General features: G+C 54.6%; 17 protein-coding genes. 4 read left to right on the top strand and 13 right to left on the bottom strand.

Going from position 1 to position 14,144, the window contains the following annotated elements:
- The first annotated feature begins 36 nt into the window (after window positions 1-36).
- The gene (rdgC, locus tag RTX30_RS08795; protein WP_312688939.1) at window positions 37-948 is read left to right on the top strand and encodes a recombination-associated protein RdgC; all 912 of its coding nucleotides are present in this window, start codon (window positions 37-39) and stop codon (window positions 946-948) included.
- A 100-nt stretch (window positions 949-1,048) separates the two neighbouring features.
- On the opposite strand, the gene ppnP is transcribed toward rdgC, so the two are convergent.
- The 5 genes from ppnP to RTX30_RS08770 all read right to left on the bottom strand — a co-directional run bounded on the left by ppnP (window position 1,049) and on the right by RTX30_RS08770 (window position 3,813).
- Window positions 1,049-1,333, bottom strand: coding sequence for a pyrimidine/purine nucleoside phosphorylase (ppnP, locus tag RTX30_RS08790; RefSeq protein WP_312688938.1), 285 nt, complete (start codon window positions 1,331-1,333; stop codon window positions 1,049-1,051).
- Window positions 1,334-1,418: 85 nt separating this feature from the next.
- A complete protein-coding gene (locus tag RTX30_RS08785; RefSeq protein ID WP_312688937.1) occupies window positions 1,419-2,096 on the bottom strand; it encodes an AroM family protein in 678 nt (225 codons plus the stop codon).
- A 215-nt stretch (window positions 2,097-2,311) separates the two neighbouring features.
- Entirely contained in the window at window positions 2,312-2,500 is a 189-nt protein-coding gene (gene yaiA, locus RTX30_RS08780; protein WP_312688935.1) for a protein YaiA, read from the bottom strand.
- A gap of 55 nt (window positions 2,501-2,555) precedes the next feature.
- Entirely contained in the window at window positions 2,556-3,080 is a 525-nt protein-coding gene (gene aroL, locus RTX30_RS08775; RefSeq protein ID WP_312688933.1) for a shikimate kinase AroL, read from the bottom strand.
- Between the two features lie 271 nt (window positions 3,081-3,351).
- Window positions 3,352-3,813 carry a YaiI/YqxD family protein gene (locus RTX30_RS08770; protein ID WP_312688932.1) on the bottom strand — a complete coding sequence of 154 codons (462 nt, stop codon included), beginning with the start codon at window positions 3,811-3,813 and terminating at the stop codon, window positions 3,352-3,354.
- Between the two features lie 145 nt (window positions 3,814-3,958).
- Between RTX30_RS08770 and proC the strand changes: the two genes are divergently transcribed.
- The gene (proC, locus tag RTX30_RS08765; RefSeq protein WP_312689135.1) at window positions 3,959-4,765 is read left to right on the top strand and encodes a pyrroline-5-carboxylate reductase; all 807 of its coding nucleotides are present in this window, start codon (window positions 3,959-3,961) and stop codon (window positions 4,763-4,765) included.
- 34 nt (window positions 4,766-4,799) lie between these two features.
- On the opposite strand, the gene RTX30_RS08760 is transcribed toward proC, so the two are convergent.
- The 6 genes from RTX30_RS08760 to RTX30_RS08735 all read right to left on the bottom strand — a co-directional run bounded on the left by RTX30_RS08760 (window position 4,800) and on the right by RTX30_RS08735 (window position 10,999).
- Window positions 4,800-6,323, bottom strand: coding sequence for an FAD-dependent oxidoreductase (locus tag RTX30_RS08760; protein ID WP_312688931.1), 1,524 nt, complete (start codon window positions 6,321-6,323; stop codon window positions 4,800-4,802).
- Between the two features lie 180 nt (window positions 6,324-6,503).
- On the bottom strand, window positions 6,504-6,824 hold the full coding sequence (psiF, locus tag RTX30_RS08755; protein ID WP_312688930.1) for a phosphate starvation-inducible protein PsiF: 321 nt from the start codon (window positions 6,822-6,824) through the stop codon (window positions 6,504-6,506).
- A 91-nt stretch (window positions 6,825-6,915) separates the two neighbouring features.
- Entirely contained in the window at window positions 6,916-8,331 is a 1,416-nt protein-coding gene (gene phoA / locus RTX30_RS08750; RefSeq protein ID WP_312688929.1) for an alkaline phosphatase, read from the bottom strand.
- Window positions 8,332-8,432: 101 nt separating this feature from the next.
- Window positions 8,433-8,693, bottom strand: coding sequence for an anti-adapter protein IraP (iraP, locus tag RTX30_RS08745; RefSeq protein ID WP_312688928.1), 261 nt, complete (start codon window positions 8,691-8,693; stop codon window positions 8,433-8,435).
- A gap of 261 nt (window positions 8,694-8,954) precedes the next feature.
- Window positions 8,955-10,145: a multidrug efflux MFS transporter gene (locus RTX30_RS08740; protein WP_312688927.1), complete on the bottom strand. Its 1,191-nt coding sequence runs from the start codon at window positions 10,143-10,145 to the stop codon at window positions 8,955-8,957.
- Window positions 10,146-10,315: 170 nt separating this feature from the next.
- Window positions 10,316-10,999, bottom strand: coding sequence for an extensin family protein (locus tag RTX30_RS08735; protein ID WP_312688926.1), 684 nt, complete (start codon window positions 10,997-10,999; stop codon window positions 10,316-10,318).
- A gap of 107 nt (window positions 11,000-11,106) precedes the next feature.
- Between RTX30_RS08735 and ddlA the strand changes: the two genes are divergently transcribed.
- Window positions 11,107-12,207 (top strand): D-alanine--D-alanine ligase, encoded by a 1,101-nt coding sequence (ddlA, locus tag RTX30_RS08730; RefSeq protein ID WP_312688925.1) that lies wholly within the window; start codon window positions 11,107-11,109, stop codon window positions 12,205-12,207.
- A gap of 3 nt (window positions 12,208-12,210) precedes the next feature.
- On the opposite strand, the gene RTX30_RS08725 is transcribed toward ddlA, so the two are convergent.
- Entirely contained in the window at window positions 12,211-12,432 is a 222-nt protein-coding gene (locus RTX30_RS08725) for a DUF2754 domain-containing protein (RefSeq protein ID WP_312688924.1), read from the bottom strand.
- Between the two features lie 280 nt (window positions 12,433-12,712).
- On the opposite strand from RTX30_RS08725, the gene RTX30_RS08720 reads away from it, so the two are divergent.
- The gene (locus tag RTX30_RS08720; RefSeq protein ID WP_312688923.1) at window positions 12,713-13,021 is read left to right on the top strand and encodes a DUF2755 family protein; all 309 of its coding nucleotides are present in this window, start codon (window positions 12,713-12,715) and stop codon (window positions 13,019-13,021) included.
- Here the strand turns inward: RTX30_RS08720 and RTX30_RS08715 are convergent.
- Window positions 13,018-14,133 carry a DUF1615 domain-containing protein gene (locus RTX30_RS08715; protein ID WP_312688922.1) on the bottom strand — a complete coding sequence of 372 codons (1,116 nt, stop codon included), beginning with the start codon at window positions 14,131-14,133 and terminating at the stop codon, window positions 13,018-13,020. The two genes, RTX30_RS08720 and RTX30_RS08715, sit on opposite strands and share 4 nt — an antisense overlap.
- Window positions 14,134-14,144 lie beyond the last annotated feature (11 nt).

The raw sequence follows: 14,144 nt of genomic DNA, 5'->3' as shown, positions 1-14,144 counted from the left end.
CCCGCTGCATTTAACGACAAGGCCGTGGAAAAAATCATGCTGTGGTTCAAAAATTTAATGGTATACCGTCTCAGCCGCGATGTAGCGCTGCGTGCGGAAGAGATGGAAAAACAGCTTGCCCCACTATCGTTTACTCCTTGCGGTAGTCAGGATATGGCGAAAACCGGCTGGGTTCCACCGATGGGTTCACACAGCGATGCGCTGACCCATACCGCCAACGGGCAGATTATTATTTGCGCCCGCAAAGAAGAAAAAATTCTGCCGACGCCGGTAGTCAAACAAGCGCTGGAAGCGAAAATCTCCCGTCTCGAAGCGGAACAGGGCCGGAAGCTGAAAAAAACCGAAAAAGATTCCCTGAAAGACGAAGTGCTGCATTCTCTGCTGCCGCGCGCGTTCAGCCGCTTCAGCCAGACCATGATGTGGATCGACACCGTAAATGGCCTCATTATGGTGGATTGTGCCAGTGCCAAAAAAGCGGAAGACACGCTGGCGCTGCTGCGCAAGAGCCTTGGTTCGCTGCCGGTGGTTCCGCTGGCGATGGAAAACCCCATTGAGCTGACGCTGACCGAGTGGGTGCGCTCCGGCACCGTGGCGCAGGGCTTCCAGCTACTGGACGAAGCCGAACTGAAAGCGATGCTGGAAGATGGCGGCGTGATCCGCGCTAAAAAGCAGGATTTGGTGAGCGACGAAATCGCAGTCCATATTGAAGCGGGCAAAGTGGTCACTAAACTGGCCCTCGACTGGCAGCAACGTATTCAGTTCCTGATGTGCGACGACGGCTCCGTTAAGCGGTTGAAGTTCTCCGACGAATTGCGCGATCAGAACGAAGATATTGACAGAGAAGATTACGCTCAGCGTTTTGATGCCGATTTTATTCTGATGACCGGCGAGCTGGCGGCGTTGATCCAAAACCTGGTAGAAGGTTTGGGCGGCGAAGCACAGCGCTAATTTCGTGCCCCTGACGAGGCCTGATACGCAACGCGTCATCAGGCCGTTTTTGCCGGATGGCGGTAAACGCTTCCTCCGGTCAGATTCGGTTTAGCGGCCTTTACAGATAGCGGCAGAGATAAGCGCTGGGCTCAGCGACCTGCAAATGGAACTCACTCTGACCTGGCACGTTGAACACTTCACCCGCCGAGTACGTTTTCCACTCCGTTTCACCCGGTAGCAAAACGTTCAGCGCCCCGCTGACGACCGTCATCTCTTCTGGCTGCGCCGTCCCAAAGGTGTACTCCCCTTCAAGCATCACGCCTACGCTGGCACGGCCAGTGCTACTGCTGGTAAAACCAATGGATTTCACTTTACCGGAGAAGTACTCATTACTTTGAAGCATGAACGGGCCCTTTTAAAAATGTATGAAAAAACAATATAGAGGCCGCTGTTTGCTTCTGTCACGCGAAATTGCACGGGACTGTGGACTAGACCAGCAGTTCCGACGCGAGGCGCGCGGCAAGGACATTAGACAATAAAACCGGAACATCCAGCGCTTTCTGGAGTAAATCACGGTGATGCTGATGGAATCCGAGACAATCAAGCATTAACACATCGGCCCCCTGGGCCAGCAAAGACTGCCCCGCACCGATCAGCTCGCTCTCCGTAGCCAGAAAGGGATGCGCCAGCGCATAGTAGGGTTCGTTTTCCAGGACCTGCCATTTACGCCGTTGCTGCGCCATTAATTCCGGGATAGGAACGATCACACCCACCTGGTGCCCATCGACAATCGATGCCACCAGCGGTGGGATAATACGCTGCGGTTCGATGAGAATGGCGTTACGCGCCACCAGCCCGCGAATGTCGGCGGTGCTCATCAGTAAAATCACATCGTAACCCTGATTATCCAGCACTTCGATAACGCTTTGCAGGTCGCGCTCCACTTTTTCGCGCGACACCATGCCCAGTGAATCATCCTGCAAACGCGTCGGGATAGCACTCTCCCCGGCTTCTACACGGTATTCGCGGCGGACTTCATCAGGGTCCATCTTCCCCAGCAAACTGATATGGGTAATCTGCTGTTCGGGCACGTGCTCCGCGAGGAGCGGTAAGGTCTCTTCTACCGGCACCACACCAATGGTGAGGATCGCCAAAGTCGCACTCATTTCTGCTTTCCGCCTTTCATTAATGCTTACTTTTTGCGTTAACCACTACCCGGTATGAGCCATGATGCGTAGGGAAAACGAGCCACCTTTGTGTTCAAGTACACTCCAGTAACATGCAAATATAACAACTGAGGGGCATCCATCCAGCCCCAAAATGTGAGGTAAGTCCGTTTCTGCACTCTTCAGGAAATGATCCTGTCGGAGGACGCTATGACTTAGCTTTTATCCGGATCTTCATAGCGCTTTTTCGCGTCCAGCGCTTCCTGCTCGGTGGGATGTTCGCTAATTAATGAATCAGGCTTCGGGTGATCAGCACGTAACTGATACCAGGTCTCTGTCTGACCCGCACCTTTTTCAACGGCGACAACACGGGCTTCACGCGGGTAAGGTGGTTTCGTCGGCATAGCTCTTCCTTTTTTGTCTTTGTCGGTCGAGCTGTAAGTATAGACAAACGTTTCGCTAACTGGCGCGAGCCAGATGTAAAGCTGCCTCAATTTCCGCCACCACCCGCCCGGCGGGCTGCGCGGCATCCACGACATAGTGTGCCGCTTCACGGTATAACGCGTCACGAAGCGCCAACACTTCGCTCACCTCTTCGCTGATGGGTTTGCCGGTCAGCGTGGGCCGCTGCTCCCCTTCCGGGAAAGCCTCCAGCCTGCCCGCCAGAACCGAAACCGGGGCGCACAAATAGATGACGATGCCCTTTTCACGCATAAAACTGCGGTTATAGTCGCTCAGCACAATCCCACCGCCTGTCGCAATGACACGGGATGGTGCGGTCACCGCCTCCAGCGCTGCCGTTTCTCTTGCGCGGAATGCTTCCCACCCTTCGTTATCAACAAGGGCCGCAATGCTCTGCTTAACCTCTTCTTGCAACCAGTGGTCAGTGTCAATGAACTGACACTCCTGCGCCAGCGCCAGCGCCTTCCCCACGGTGGTTTTACCGCATCCGCGTGCGCCAATTAAGAAAATGGGTAACGTCATTAGCGGGTATTTCCTCCGGGTCCCTTCATTCATGGGACGGATAATAAGAGCGCGATGATATCACTAAGCTAGTACAATATTCATCGTAAATTTTACGTTACACTTTTATGTCTGCCGTAGCGAAAAAAGGCTAACAAACCAGTTATGGCAAACCCTTTCGCTGTAAAGATTTTGTGGCAACACGTGTGGCGGTAACCTTACTGAATGTAACACAGGCTGGCAAGCCCGCAAGGCGGGGAACATTACCATATCGCGCAGGGTTGTGCAGAATTTACTCTGGCTGGCGGCGTTTGACTTCCAGCAGCCATTTATCTAACTGCGCGGCAAATTGCTGACGATCGCGCTGTGAGAGGCTGTCCGGGCCGCCGGTCTGGATGCCGCTGGCACGCAGCGTGTCCATAAAGTCACGCATGGTCAACTTTTCACGAATGGTAGCGTCAGTATAGCGTTCCCCGCGCGGGTTTAATGCCGCAGCCCCTTTCGCCAGTACTTCTGCCGCCAGCGGAATATCCGCTGTGATCACCAGATCCTCTGCACTGCACAGCCGCACGATTTCGTTATCGGCCACATCAAACCCCGCTGGAACCCGTAATGCGCGGATCACACGTGATGGCGGCACACGAAGATTCTGGTTAGCCACCAATGTCAGCGGTGTCTGTGTGCGCTCGGCGGCGCGAAACAGGATCTCTTTAATCACATTCGGACACGCGTCCGCATCTACCCAAATCGCCATAGCTGCTCCTTATTGACTGCCGCGCATTGTCGCTTTAATTGCCCACAGGGGAAAGTAGAGAGATTACAGAGGAAGCTTTAGCCCTGCGCCGAAATCCACGTTAAGCTATAAACCACAAGCAATTACAGGCAGAGGGACAAACGTGATGGAGAAAAAAATCGGTTTTATCGGCTGCGGCAACATGGGCAAAGCGATCCTCAGCGGCTTAATTGCCAGTGGGCAAGTTTTGCCGGGGCAGATCTGGGTTTATACCCCCACTGCAGATAAAGTTGCCGCCCTGCACGATCAGTTTGGTGTTAACGCTGCGCAAAGCGCGCAGGAAGTGGCGCAAATTGCCGATATCGTCTTTGGCGCCGTAAAACCCAACATCATGGTAAAAGTGCTGAGTGAGGTCGCCTCCAGCCTTAACAAAGAGACACTGGTGGTTTCTATTGCTGCGGGCGTCACGCTCGATCAACTGGCGCGCGCCCTCGGCCATGACCGCAAAATCGTTCGCGCAATGCCGAATACGCCTTCGCTGGTCAATGCCGGCATGACATCCATTACACCCAATGCGCTGGTGACCTCAGAAGACACCGCCGATGTGCTGAACATTTTCCGCTGCTTTGGCGAAGCCGAAGTGATTGCCGAAGCGATGATCCACCCGGTCGTTGGTGTCAGCGGCTCTGCGCCCGCCTATGTCTTTATGTTTATCGAAGCAATGGCCGATGCCGCCGTGCTGGGCGGGATGCCGCGCGCGCAGGCATACAAATTTGCCGCCCAGGCGGTGATGGGCTCTGCCAAAATGGTGCTGGAGACCGGCAAGCATCCGGGCGAACTCAAAGATATGGTCTGCTCCCCTGGCGGCACCACCATTGAAGCGGTAAAAGTACTGGAAGAAAAAGGCTTCCGCTCTGCGGTCATCGAAGCCATCGAAGCCTGTATGGCGAAATCCGATACGCTGAGCAAATAATCTTCCCCTCTCCCGCCCGGGAGAGGGTCGCGTTTTACGAGAGCATCTCGCTGGCGGCGTTCATACTTAATGGTTGTTGCATTTTCAGCAGCAACCCTGCCGTTGCGGTGTTTTCACCGCAGCTCAGCACCGCTTTTAACACGCCCGCCTCGCCATACAACACCGCAAAGCGCTTATCCGCAAACGAGCCGAGCATTTTGACGCTGTCCCACTCGCGCGCATAACCCAGGTACTCAAAACGCGTACCAAAATGTGTCGTCCAGAAAAAAGGCACCCGATCAAACACCCGCTGCTCACCCAGCATATTGAGGGCGGCAATGCGCCCTTGCTGCTGCGCCACGCGCCAGTGTTCAATCCGTCGGCGCCCTTCCGGTGCCGGGTAACTGGCAATGTCTCCAACTGCCCAGACATCGGGTGCGGCACTGAGCGTTTCGTCAACACTCAGGCTGCCGTCCTCTTCGTGGCGCAGGTTCAGCGCCAGATCTGTCACCGGGCGCACCCCGGTCGCAAACACCACAACCTGTGCTGGCAGCGTGCGGCCATCCTTCAGGGTGATGCCCGTTACATGGCCGTTTCCTTCCAGCGCCGCCGGCTCGCCAGTCACGAATTTAACGCCGTTTTGCTGGTGCAGATCTTTAAAACGCCGGCCCATCTCTTCACCAAATTGCGGTACAAACGGCAACGCGTGGCGTGACAGCACGGTGACATCAATGTCCTGATTACGCAGTGCCGCCGCCAGCTCCATGGCGATAAAGCTATTGCCAATAATCACCAGCTGCTGCTGTTGTTCGGCATCATTAAGCAGCGTTTGCGCCTGATGAATATCACGCAATACATGCACTCCCGCCAGGTGGTTGCCGGGGATCTCCGGCCACACCGGTTGCCCACCCGTCGCCAGCAGGAGTTTATCGAAATGAAGCTGACGCCCGCTGGCGAGAGTGAGCTGGTGCCCGTCGCAATCCACACGGGTTACCTCCTCCCGCAGGCTCTCTACGCCTGGCTGGCTATAAAAATCGTCGTCCAGCAGATGGGGCACTTCACTGATTTTCATCTTGCCAGAGGGAACAAATTTACTCAGCGCGGTACGGTCATATGGCGCATCGTCTTCTTTATCAATCATGATCAGGTGCCCGGTAAAGCCGGCGTCTCGCAGGGTGATTGCCGCCGCACTGCCTGCTGCGCCGGTGCCGAGGATCACTGCCGTTTGTGGGTGATCGCCACGAATCTTTGGTCTGCTGGCGGGCGACAGCGGGCGCGGATTTACCAACACACGATTGTGTTCAATGGTCACCGGGTACTGCTTAAGATTGGTCAGCGCCAGCGGCTCCCGCCACTCCCCATTGGTGATATCAAACGCCGCCTTATGCCACGGGCAGACCAGTTTGCCATCACAAATGGCCCCTTTTTCCAGCGGCCCGCCTGCATGGGGGCATTTGCTTTGAAAGGCGCGAACCTGAGTCAGCGTACGAATAAGGATTATGGCGGTGCCCGCCACATCGACTTTTACCGGCTGATTTTCCGGCAGCGAATTCAAATCGGTAACATACTGATAATTCATAACATTGCTCTCGTGTCAGTGTTGCAAAAACGGGCGTAACGCCAGACAGCGCACAACCACGAGGAAAGGAAACGTAAAACGTCGCTTAGAACATAAGCCTGGCAGAGATTGAACAACGGGCAACCAGGCGGGCGGGGATGTCAGGAGAGGGTGAGCCACTGATGTCGCTCACCCAACGCATCAGCCCTGTTTTTTCAGGCATGCGCTCATAAATTTACTGCGGTCTTCGCCTTTCAGCGATTGTTGCGTGGCCTGCGCATTACATTCGCGCATTCTTTGCTGCTGCGGCGTCAGGCTTTTCTGCCCGGCTTCCATTTTGGTGTTTTTAAGACATTGACTCATATACTGCTTACGGGCATCACCAGCGAGCGTTTGCGCCGTCGCCTGTTGATTACAGAGGGTCATACGTTGTTGTTGTGGGGTAAGGTTTTTTTCAGCGGCGCTCAGCGCCGTGACAAACAGCAGACCGAATACGAGGGTAACCAGGAATGTTATTTTCATCGCACCATCCTTCTGTCAGTGTGGCTCTTTAAGGATGGTTCTAAACCGAAAAAAAACCACCCGGCGACAAAGATTTGCCGCCGGGCAGTGATTATTTGAGGCTCAGCGCCGCTTTCATGGTGTAGAACAGATCGGTCTGATCGGTCAGCCCCACCACGTTGGCCGCGTGCGGACCATAAGCAGCGATACGAATTTGCGTACCGGTATGCTCCATGGATTCTTCTTCAGAGTTGCCGTAAGTCATGGCCATCACCGCACCATCTTTAGTGTTAAGCGCCTGGCTCAACCCAGGTGCTTTGGTATCAGCCGGGATGATTTGGCTGGCATGGGCGTGATCCGCCGTCACGATCACCAGTGTATTGCCTTCTTTCTTCGCAAACGCCAGCGCTTTTTGCACGGCTTCGTCGAGATCGACCGTCTCTCCAATCTGGCCACACGGGTTGGCAGCATGATCCTGTTTATCAATCGATGCACCTTCGACTTGCAGGAAGAAGCCCTTCTCATTTTTGCTCAACAATTCAATGGCTTTTTCCGTCATCGCCGCCAGCGTAGGTACGCTGTCAGTGCGTTTTGCGTTTGGCGTACAGGTCACTGCTGGCTTATCCAGGTTGCCATGTAAAGAGGCTTTCGGCCCTTCCCAGCGTACCGGCATGTTGCCCTCCGAGAACAGACCCAACAGCGGTTTACCCTGGTTTGCTTCGGTGATAGCCGCCAGCGTCGAGGCATCGCCGACCAGCTGATACCCGCGCGCCTGTGCCTGTTCACGCAGGGTTTTCCCTTTCCATTCACCGGCCGTAGCGGTTTCGCTGAAGGTTTTTGCCCCGCCGCCCAGCGTGACGTCAGCACGGGCGTTCAGCAATTGTTCGGTAATCGACCCTTTGCCGCCTTTTTCCAGCGCATTCAGCGCACATTTCTCGCTGGTCACCGTCGGGCCATAACAACGGCGAGAGATGACATGAGAAACCAGCGCCGCAGGTGTCGCGTCCTGCAATTCTGCCGTCGAGACGTTGCCGGTCGCCAGACCTGCGGCTTTGGCCATCTCCAGAATAGTCATGTGATCTTTTTCGTGAATATCGACGCCCAGCGCGCCGTTATAGGTTTTGACGCCGGTGCTCCACGCCGTAGCGGAGGCTGCCGAGTCCGTCACGTAGTCCGGTTTGCCGGTTTTCTTGTCCAGCGCATAATGCGTGTACTGGCCCGTCAACGGTAAGGCATCAATACCTTTAAAAAATCCGCCCGCCCCTTCGGCATAATTGCGCGCAGCGGTAATTTCGGAGTCACCCATGCCGTCGCCAATCAGCAAAATTATATTTTTTGCCGGTTTCTCATTTAGCGAAGCACGCAGGGCGGAAGTCTGGTCGCCACTTAAACGGCGTGCGCCGCCGGGCGCGGAAATATCCCCCTGAGCCGCACGGTTTTCAAGCACCGCGCCAGAGGATGTATCAGCATAAATAACAGGGGTAAACAACAGGGGTAATAAGGCGATGAATAATGCGCTCTGTTTCACTTAATATTCTCCATGTACAAATACTTAAAGAAAATAAAACAGAGCGACTATAGGCAGCGCGCATGACAGTTAGATGACACTCCTGTCTGTAAAGCGGGGACTTAACTGCGCGGGTGCCGTAAAAGCTTTTTTACGTACTGTTGCAGCAACTCCGTATCCTGATGGGTGACTTGATCGCCGGGGCGGACCTCTTCCAGCGCGCCTTCGATACTCTGAATAAGCGCTTGTTGTTCCGTGGCAGCCATATGACGCAGCAGCGCTGTCACAACAATTTCCAGCGCTTCTACTTGAGCGACCAGCTCTTTCGATTCCTCTTCTTTTTCGGCAAGCTTTACCAACAACTCAGCAATGAGATTCTTCATAGCGCTATTTCCTTGAGAGATATCCGATGACGTTAGCACTGTGCTCAGATGTTGCAAAGTAGATACATGTATTATTTTTGCGGATTTTTTCACAACTCTGCATTGTATTTTCTGCAGAGCAACTAACGAAACGTTTCTCCTCTCCTTAAGGCAATCTATTTGCAGGCACTAGCATGCAAATATAAAAAGCCCGGAGCGTTCATGGATATAAGAAAAGGTTATCGAAGGGCCGTTAATAACGTCTCCGGCCCGTTAAGCGACTTAGCGACGTGCGCGGCGAAATGCCAGCCCGAGTTGCCAGAGATTAATAAAAACCACAACCGCCGTCGCCGCAAATACCCACCGAAAACCCGCCACTGCAGAAACAGCTGCGCCCATCAGTGGCCCGGCAACATTGCCTAAATACATAAACGACTGGTTGTAACCAAAAATACGACCGGTGACTTGATCGCTGGAATATTTCAGCAGCAGCGTCTGCACCGCAGGGAGCATCGCGCCATCGGCAAACCCCAGCATAAAACGCAGGATCCCCAGCTGGAGCGGCGAAGTCACAAAAGACATGGCAAAGAACAGCACCACCGCGATGATCATCGTCCCCATTAAAATACGCGACGTGCCAATCCGGTCGCCGAGTTTGCCCAGACGTGGGGCGGAAATCAGCGCCGAGACACCGGGTACGGCGGCAATCAGACCGCTAAGAAAAGCAAGATTAGTGGTATGCGGCGAAAGTGACTGGATAAACAGGGCGAGGATCGGCCCTACAGAGCCATTGCACAACTGGATAACCAGCGTCGTGATAAACAGACTGATCACAAGACCAGGGTAAGGCAGCGTCGAGAACACGGCTTTGCCGCTCAGACGCTCCCCCTTTTTCACTTTCGGTCGCCCGCCCTCTTTGATGAGAAACAGCGTCACCAGGAAGCTCACCATCAGCAGCATCGCGGTGATAAAGAACACCATCCGCAGCCCGAGATGGTCAGCCAGAAAACCGCCCATCAGCGGCCCGCCAATCACCCCGCTGATTTGCGCAGTTGATAATGTGCTCAACGCCCAGCCGCTGCGCTCCCTGGGGACCTGCGAGGCCACCAGCGCCATGGCATTCGGTATATAGCCCGACGTCAGCCCCATCACGCCACGCAGCAACAATAACTGCCAGACGTTGGTGGCGAAGGCCTGCAGCAGAATGGCGACTGCCATCCCCAGTGAGGCGCGGAGCAACATCAGTTTTCGGCCTTTACGATCCGCCAGGCTGCCCCACATTGGCGAGACAATGGCGGAAACGAGAAAAGTGACGCTGAACGTCAGCCCGGACCACATCGATAACGCTTCGTGGGACGTCACGCCTAATTGCGCCACATAAAGCGGCAGAAACGGCAGAATTTGACTGATCGCGAGGCCGGTGAAAAAACAACCGAACCACACCGAGATAAGATTGACCTTCCAGGATTCCATAAGTGGGCGTAATTATTCAGGTTTTGACAAACAGCGCACAGATTAACAAGAACATGCGCCAGATGAGTCACCAGAGATGCGCTTAAACGAAGTTTGGTGTTTTATCTGCTCACCGCCGCACAGCACGGAGGCCCGACAAAAAAACCCTGCTCATCATGGTGATTTATGCTTTAACGGCACAGACCAAAGCCACGCATCCCCAAATGAAAGTGGTTAGCATGGGCGGCGTTATACTCCGGGCCCAGTCCGTTGCCATAATACCCGCAACTGGCGCTGAGCATGGCCTGCAGCCACGGCTGGGTACGGGCCTGCTGCCAGCCTTTAAGCACCGTCACTTGCTGTCCATTCGCCAGTTGAAAGCCGCGAATATCCAGCGCTTCAGCACTGGCATGCTCGCTACGGCGGGCATCCGCACGGTGATAAATATTCCGGCAGGCGTAACTGCCCAGATGATCGATGCGCACCAGTGCGCTGCCCATAAAGCGCTGGGTTAATGGTCGTGCCTGCTGCTCAATAAACAATGCCGAGCTCAACGCCAGCGGGCAACTGGCCAGAAAACTGCTGTTCAGTTTGACGGTACCAAAATCGCGTACCCGCACCACATCCGTTAACGGGCAATCGCCTGCGCTATCCGCCACCGGCACAGATGAGATCAGCCGCTGCTGGTTAGCCTCACTCAATAATGCGCTACAGGCCTCCGGGGGCAGTCGCCGCAATTTAAATTGAGTGAGGCGGCCGGGCGGATCGGTCAGTTGTAATGGTGCAAACGGGTTGTAGTACGACGGCAGATGACGGTAACCGATGAAAATCAGCGCCAACAGAATGCACAGCACAATCAGGCTTTTTCTCCCCACGACACCCCCTTACGGTCTGTCAAAAACATTATGGCAGAAGGCCGCGAATCGTGCGTTTTGACGTGCTATGGTATGTGCTTTGTGAATCAGTATGAGTGAACGTAGAAATGGCAAAACTGCGGGTGGGGGTCGTCTTCGGCGGGAAATCGGCGGAGCATGAAGTGTCATTGCAATCGGCGAAAAATATCGTCGATGCGATGGATAAATCGCGATTTGAGGTCGTGCTGCTGGGAATTGATAAACAGGGCCAGTGGCACATAAGCGATGCGAATAATTACCTGCTGAACGCAAACGATCCGGCGCGCATTGCGCTGAATCCGTCTGATAACAGCGTGGCGCTGGTACCGGGCAATGAACAACAGCAATTGATTGCAGCAGAAAGCCGCTCACCGCTGCCGGATGTGGATGTTGTCTTCCCGATCGTTCACGGTACGCTGGGAGAAGACGGCAGCCTGCAAGGGATGTTGCGCCTGGCAAACCTGCCGTTTGTCGGTTCCGATGTGCTGGCCTCAGCAGCCTGTATGGACAAAGACGTGACCAAACGCCTGCTGCGCGATGCCGGGCTGGCGATTGCGCCCTTTATCACCCTGACACGCGCCAACCGTGACAACATCCGCTTCAGTGAAGTGGAAGCAAAGCTTGGTCTGCCGCTGTTTGTGAAACCAGCTAACCAGGGCTCCTCTGTCGGGGTCAGCAAAGTGACCAACGAGGCGCAGTACCATGAGGCGGTCCGCCTGGCCTTTGAATTTGACAAAAAAGTGGTGGTCGAGAAAGGCATTAAGGGCCGTGAGATCGAATGCGCCGTGCTTGGTAATGACGATCCGCAGGCCAGCACCTGCGGCGAAATCGTCCTCAACAGCGAGTTCTACGCCTACGACACCAAATACATTGACGATAACGGCGCACAGGTAGTGGTACCGGCGGCGATTGAGCCACAGGTCAATGACAAGATCCGCCAGATTGCCGTGCAGGCATACCAAACGCTTGGCTGCGAAGGGATGGCACGCGTCGATGTATTCCTGACGCCAGAAAGTGATGTGATCATTAATGAGATCAATACGCTGCCGGGTTTTACCAATATCAGCATGTACCCGAAACTGTGGCAGGCCAGCGGTATCAGCTACTCTGCGCTGATCACACGCCTGATTGAGCTGGCCATTGCGCGCCATCAGGCCAATAGCGCGCTGAAAATTTCCGTTAACCGTTAAGCGTTACTGTGGCTTATCCGCCGTCTCTTCCTCATCGGGGCGGCGGCGGATAATAAAGCCCGCGAGCCAGAAACTGATCACCCACGTAACCAGGCCAACTGCATACGTCTGCCAGCCTTTAGCTTCAAAACCTAACAGCCCCACCACTCCATTCAGAATAAAAATTAATCCAATCGCAAACGCGTAATAATGCCAGTCACGGCGTATTTTCGCAGGCAGCTTCATGACAACTCCGGCAGTTAAAAAGACATCATCGCATAACCAGTACATTGGGTCTGTGTCGTATGCGGTAATTCCGAAATGTTACCAAAGTAATTAAAACGTTACAAAAATGTGAGCGCGAACAAAATTCCCTCACATGGGATCCTTCCCGGGGCGAAATTATCACCATTCTTATGTTGACAAACCGGTACAGCTGTCAAAATTACCGTCAGTTGAGGGCCACAGAGCCTGCTCCTTCCAGTGTTAAATAGCGGTTTAAATGTTAAAGAGTACCGGAGGTCTTATGGCTGACTTTACCTTGTCAAAACCCTTTACGGGCGCGAAAAAACGTGACACCTCCAGGCCGGGTAACATTGCATATGCGGTGTTCGTACTGCTCTGTTTCTGGGCGGGAGCCCAGCTACTGAACCTGCTGGTGCATGCCCCTGGCGTGTTTGAACATCTGATGCAGATACAGGACAGCGCACGCCCCCATGTGGAACTCGGGCTCGGCGTAGGCACGATTTTCGGCCTTGTGCCCTTCCTGGCAGGAAGCGCCGTGCTGGGTGTCATCGCGCTTTTCCTGCGCTGGCGACGACACCACCTGCGTTAATTCTGCGCCATGCACGCTGCCCGACGATCGTCGACGCGCTTCGCAAACCATGCCGTTGTCAGGTTGCGGGTGATCTTCGGGCTTTCTAACTGAATGCCCGGCAGCATTTCCCGCGGCAGCGTTTTACCACTTTTCTTTTCCGCCAGGCGATAGACTTCGCGCCACAGCGTCGTCTCTTCCAGCTTCTGACTGTCTCCGCGCTCCAACTGGCGACGAATATCGCGATCGCTCATATTGAGTGTCGGCCCAAGCGTTCTGACAGCGCGTTCAGTCGCGCCTGTATCGTTACTGTTATAAAGGATCAGGTCGCCGTCCAGCGCCAGTTTCATTCCGGTCGCGACGCTCACCGCGTGCTGGAAGGCGGCATTGCGGCTGGCGTATAACCCGGCGTTAAAATCGGCAAAACGGTAAATCGGCGCGCTATAACGGGCGGGATAGTTAAGCAGATGATACGTGCCAAACCACAGTCCGCCACGACGGGTAAACACTTCCTGACGCACGGTCCCCTGCATTTCCCATGGATAACCGTCAGTATGCTGCTGGGCAAACGCCACGCTTATCTGCATCGGCCCGCCGGTACGTACCGGGTTCAGGGAGCCGAACAGTTTCTGCCCCATCGGTACCACGCTGATAAAGTCATCGAAAATGGCGCTCAGTTCTCTTTCCGTCCGGACTTTATCCAGCCTTTCACTGTAGCTTTTACCATTCGGCGACGTAACTTTTAGCGCGGTATGCACCAGCACGGCAGGAATATGCATGCGTTCAGCACGCTTATCGATCTCTTTCCAGGCGATTTTGCTTAACCCCGGAACCACAGGATCGGCCTGATAATTGGATTCCTGCTGCGCCACCGCCAGCACCGAACAGATATTTTCCAGTGTTGGCGCTAACTGCTGGCTACGAAAGGTGGTGGCAATATCCTGCGCCCAGCCATCGCGATCTTTCACGCTGGCCGGTATTTTTTGGCGCACCACGCTTGCCACATCCAGCGGCTTCTCTTTTTCTCGCCCTTTTTCTTTCTCTGCTTCCTGCTGAGAAAGCGGACCTGGTGACGAACAGCCAGCGACGATCAGCGCCGCCAGCAACCAGCAAACACGCGGTAGGTAAGACATGCCGTTCCTTC

This window comes from Kosakonia sp. (genome assembly GCF_032052965.1).
Classification (GTDB): Bacteria; Pseudomonadota; Gammaproteobacteria; order Enterobacterales; family Enterobacteriaceae; genus Kosakonia.
The sequence above is the reverse complement of the archived record's forward strand: the minus strand, read 5'-3'. Positions and strand labels throughout refer to the sequence as shown.

Excerpts from the sequence above, each read along its gene's own strand:
- rdgC (WP_312688939.1), top strand. The coding sequence starts at position 37 with ATGCTGTGGTTCAAAAATTTAATGGTATACCGTCTCAGCCGCGATGTA.
- ppnP (WP_312688938.1), bottom strand. The coding sequence starts at position 1,333 with ATGCTTCAAAGTAATGAGTACTTCTCCGGTAAAGTGAAATCCATTGGT.
- RTX30_RS08785 (WP_312688937.1), bottom strand. The coding sequence starts at position 2,096 with ATGAGTGCGACTTTGGCGATCCTCACCATTGGTGTGGTGCCGGTAGAA.
- yaiA (WP_312688935.1), bottom strand. The coding sequence starts at position 2,500 with ATGCCGACGAAACCACCTTACCCGCGTGAAGCCCGTGTTGTCGCCGTT.
- aroL (WP_312688933.1), bottom strand. The coding sequence starts at position 3,080 with ATGACGTTACCCATTTTCTTAATTGGCGCACGCGGATGCGGTAAAACC.
- RTX30_RS08770 (WP_312688932.1), bottom strand. The coding sequence starts at position 3,813 with ATGGCGATTTGGGTAGATGCGGACGCGTGTCCGAATGTGATTAAAGAG.
- proC (WP_312689135.1), top strand. The coding sequence starts at position 3,959 with ATGGAGAAAAAAATCGGTTTTATCGGCTGCGGCAACATGGGCAAAGCG.
- RTX30_RS08760 (WP_312688931.1), bottom strand. The coding sequence starts at position 6,323 with ATGAATTATCAGTATGTTACCGATTTGAATTCGCTGCCGGAAAATCAG.
- psiF (WP_312688930.1), bottom strand. The coding sequence starts at position 6,824 with ATGAAAATAACATTCCTGGTTACCCTCGTATTCGGTCTGCTGTTTGTC.
- iraP (WP_312688928.1), bottom strand. The coding sequence starts at position 8,693 with ATGAAGAATCTCATTGCTGAGTTGTTGGTAAAGCTTGCCGAAAAAGAA.
- RTX30_RS08740 (WP_312688927.1), bottom strand. The coding sequence starts at position 10,145 with ATGGAATCCTGGAAGGTCAATCTTATCTCGGTGTGGTTCGGTTGTTTT.
- ddlA (WP_312688925.1), top strand. The coding sequence starts at position 11,107 with ATGGCAAAACTGCGGGTGGGGGTCGTCTTCGGCGGGAAATCGGCGGAG.
- RTX30_RS08725 (WP_312688924.1), bottom strand. The coding sequence starts at position 12,432 with ATGAAGCTGCCTGCGAAAATACGCCGTGACTGGCATTATTACGCGTTT.
- RTX30_RS08720 (WP_312688923.1), top strand. The coding sequence starts at position 12,713 with ATGGCTGACTTTACCTTGTCAAAACCCTTTACGGGCGCGAAAAAACGT.
- RTX30_RS08715 (WP_312688922.1), bottom strand. The coding sequence starts at position 14,133 with ATGTCTTACCTACCGCGTGTTTGCTGGTTGCTGGCGGCGCTGATCGTC.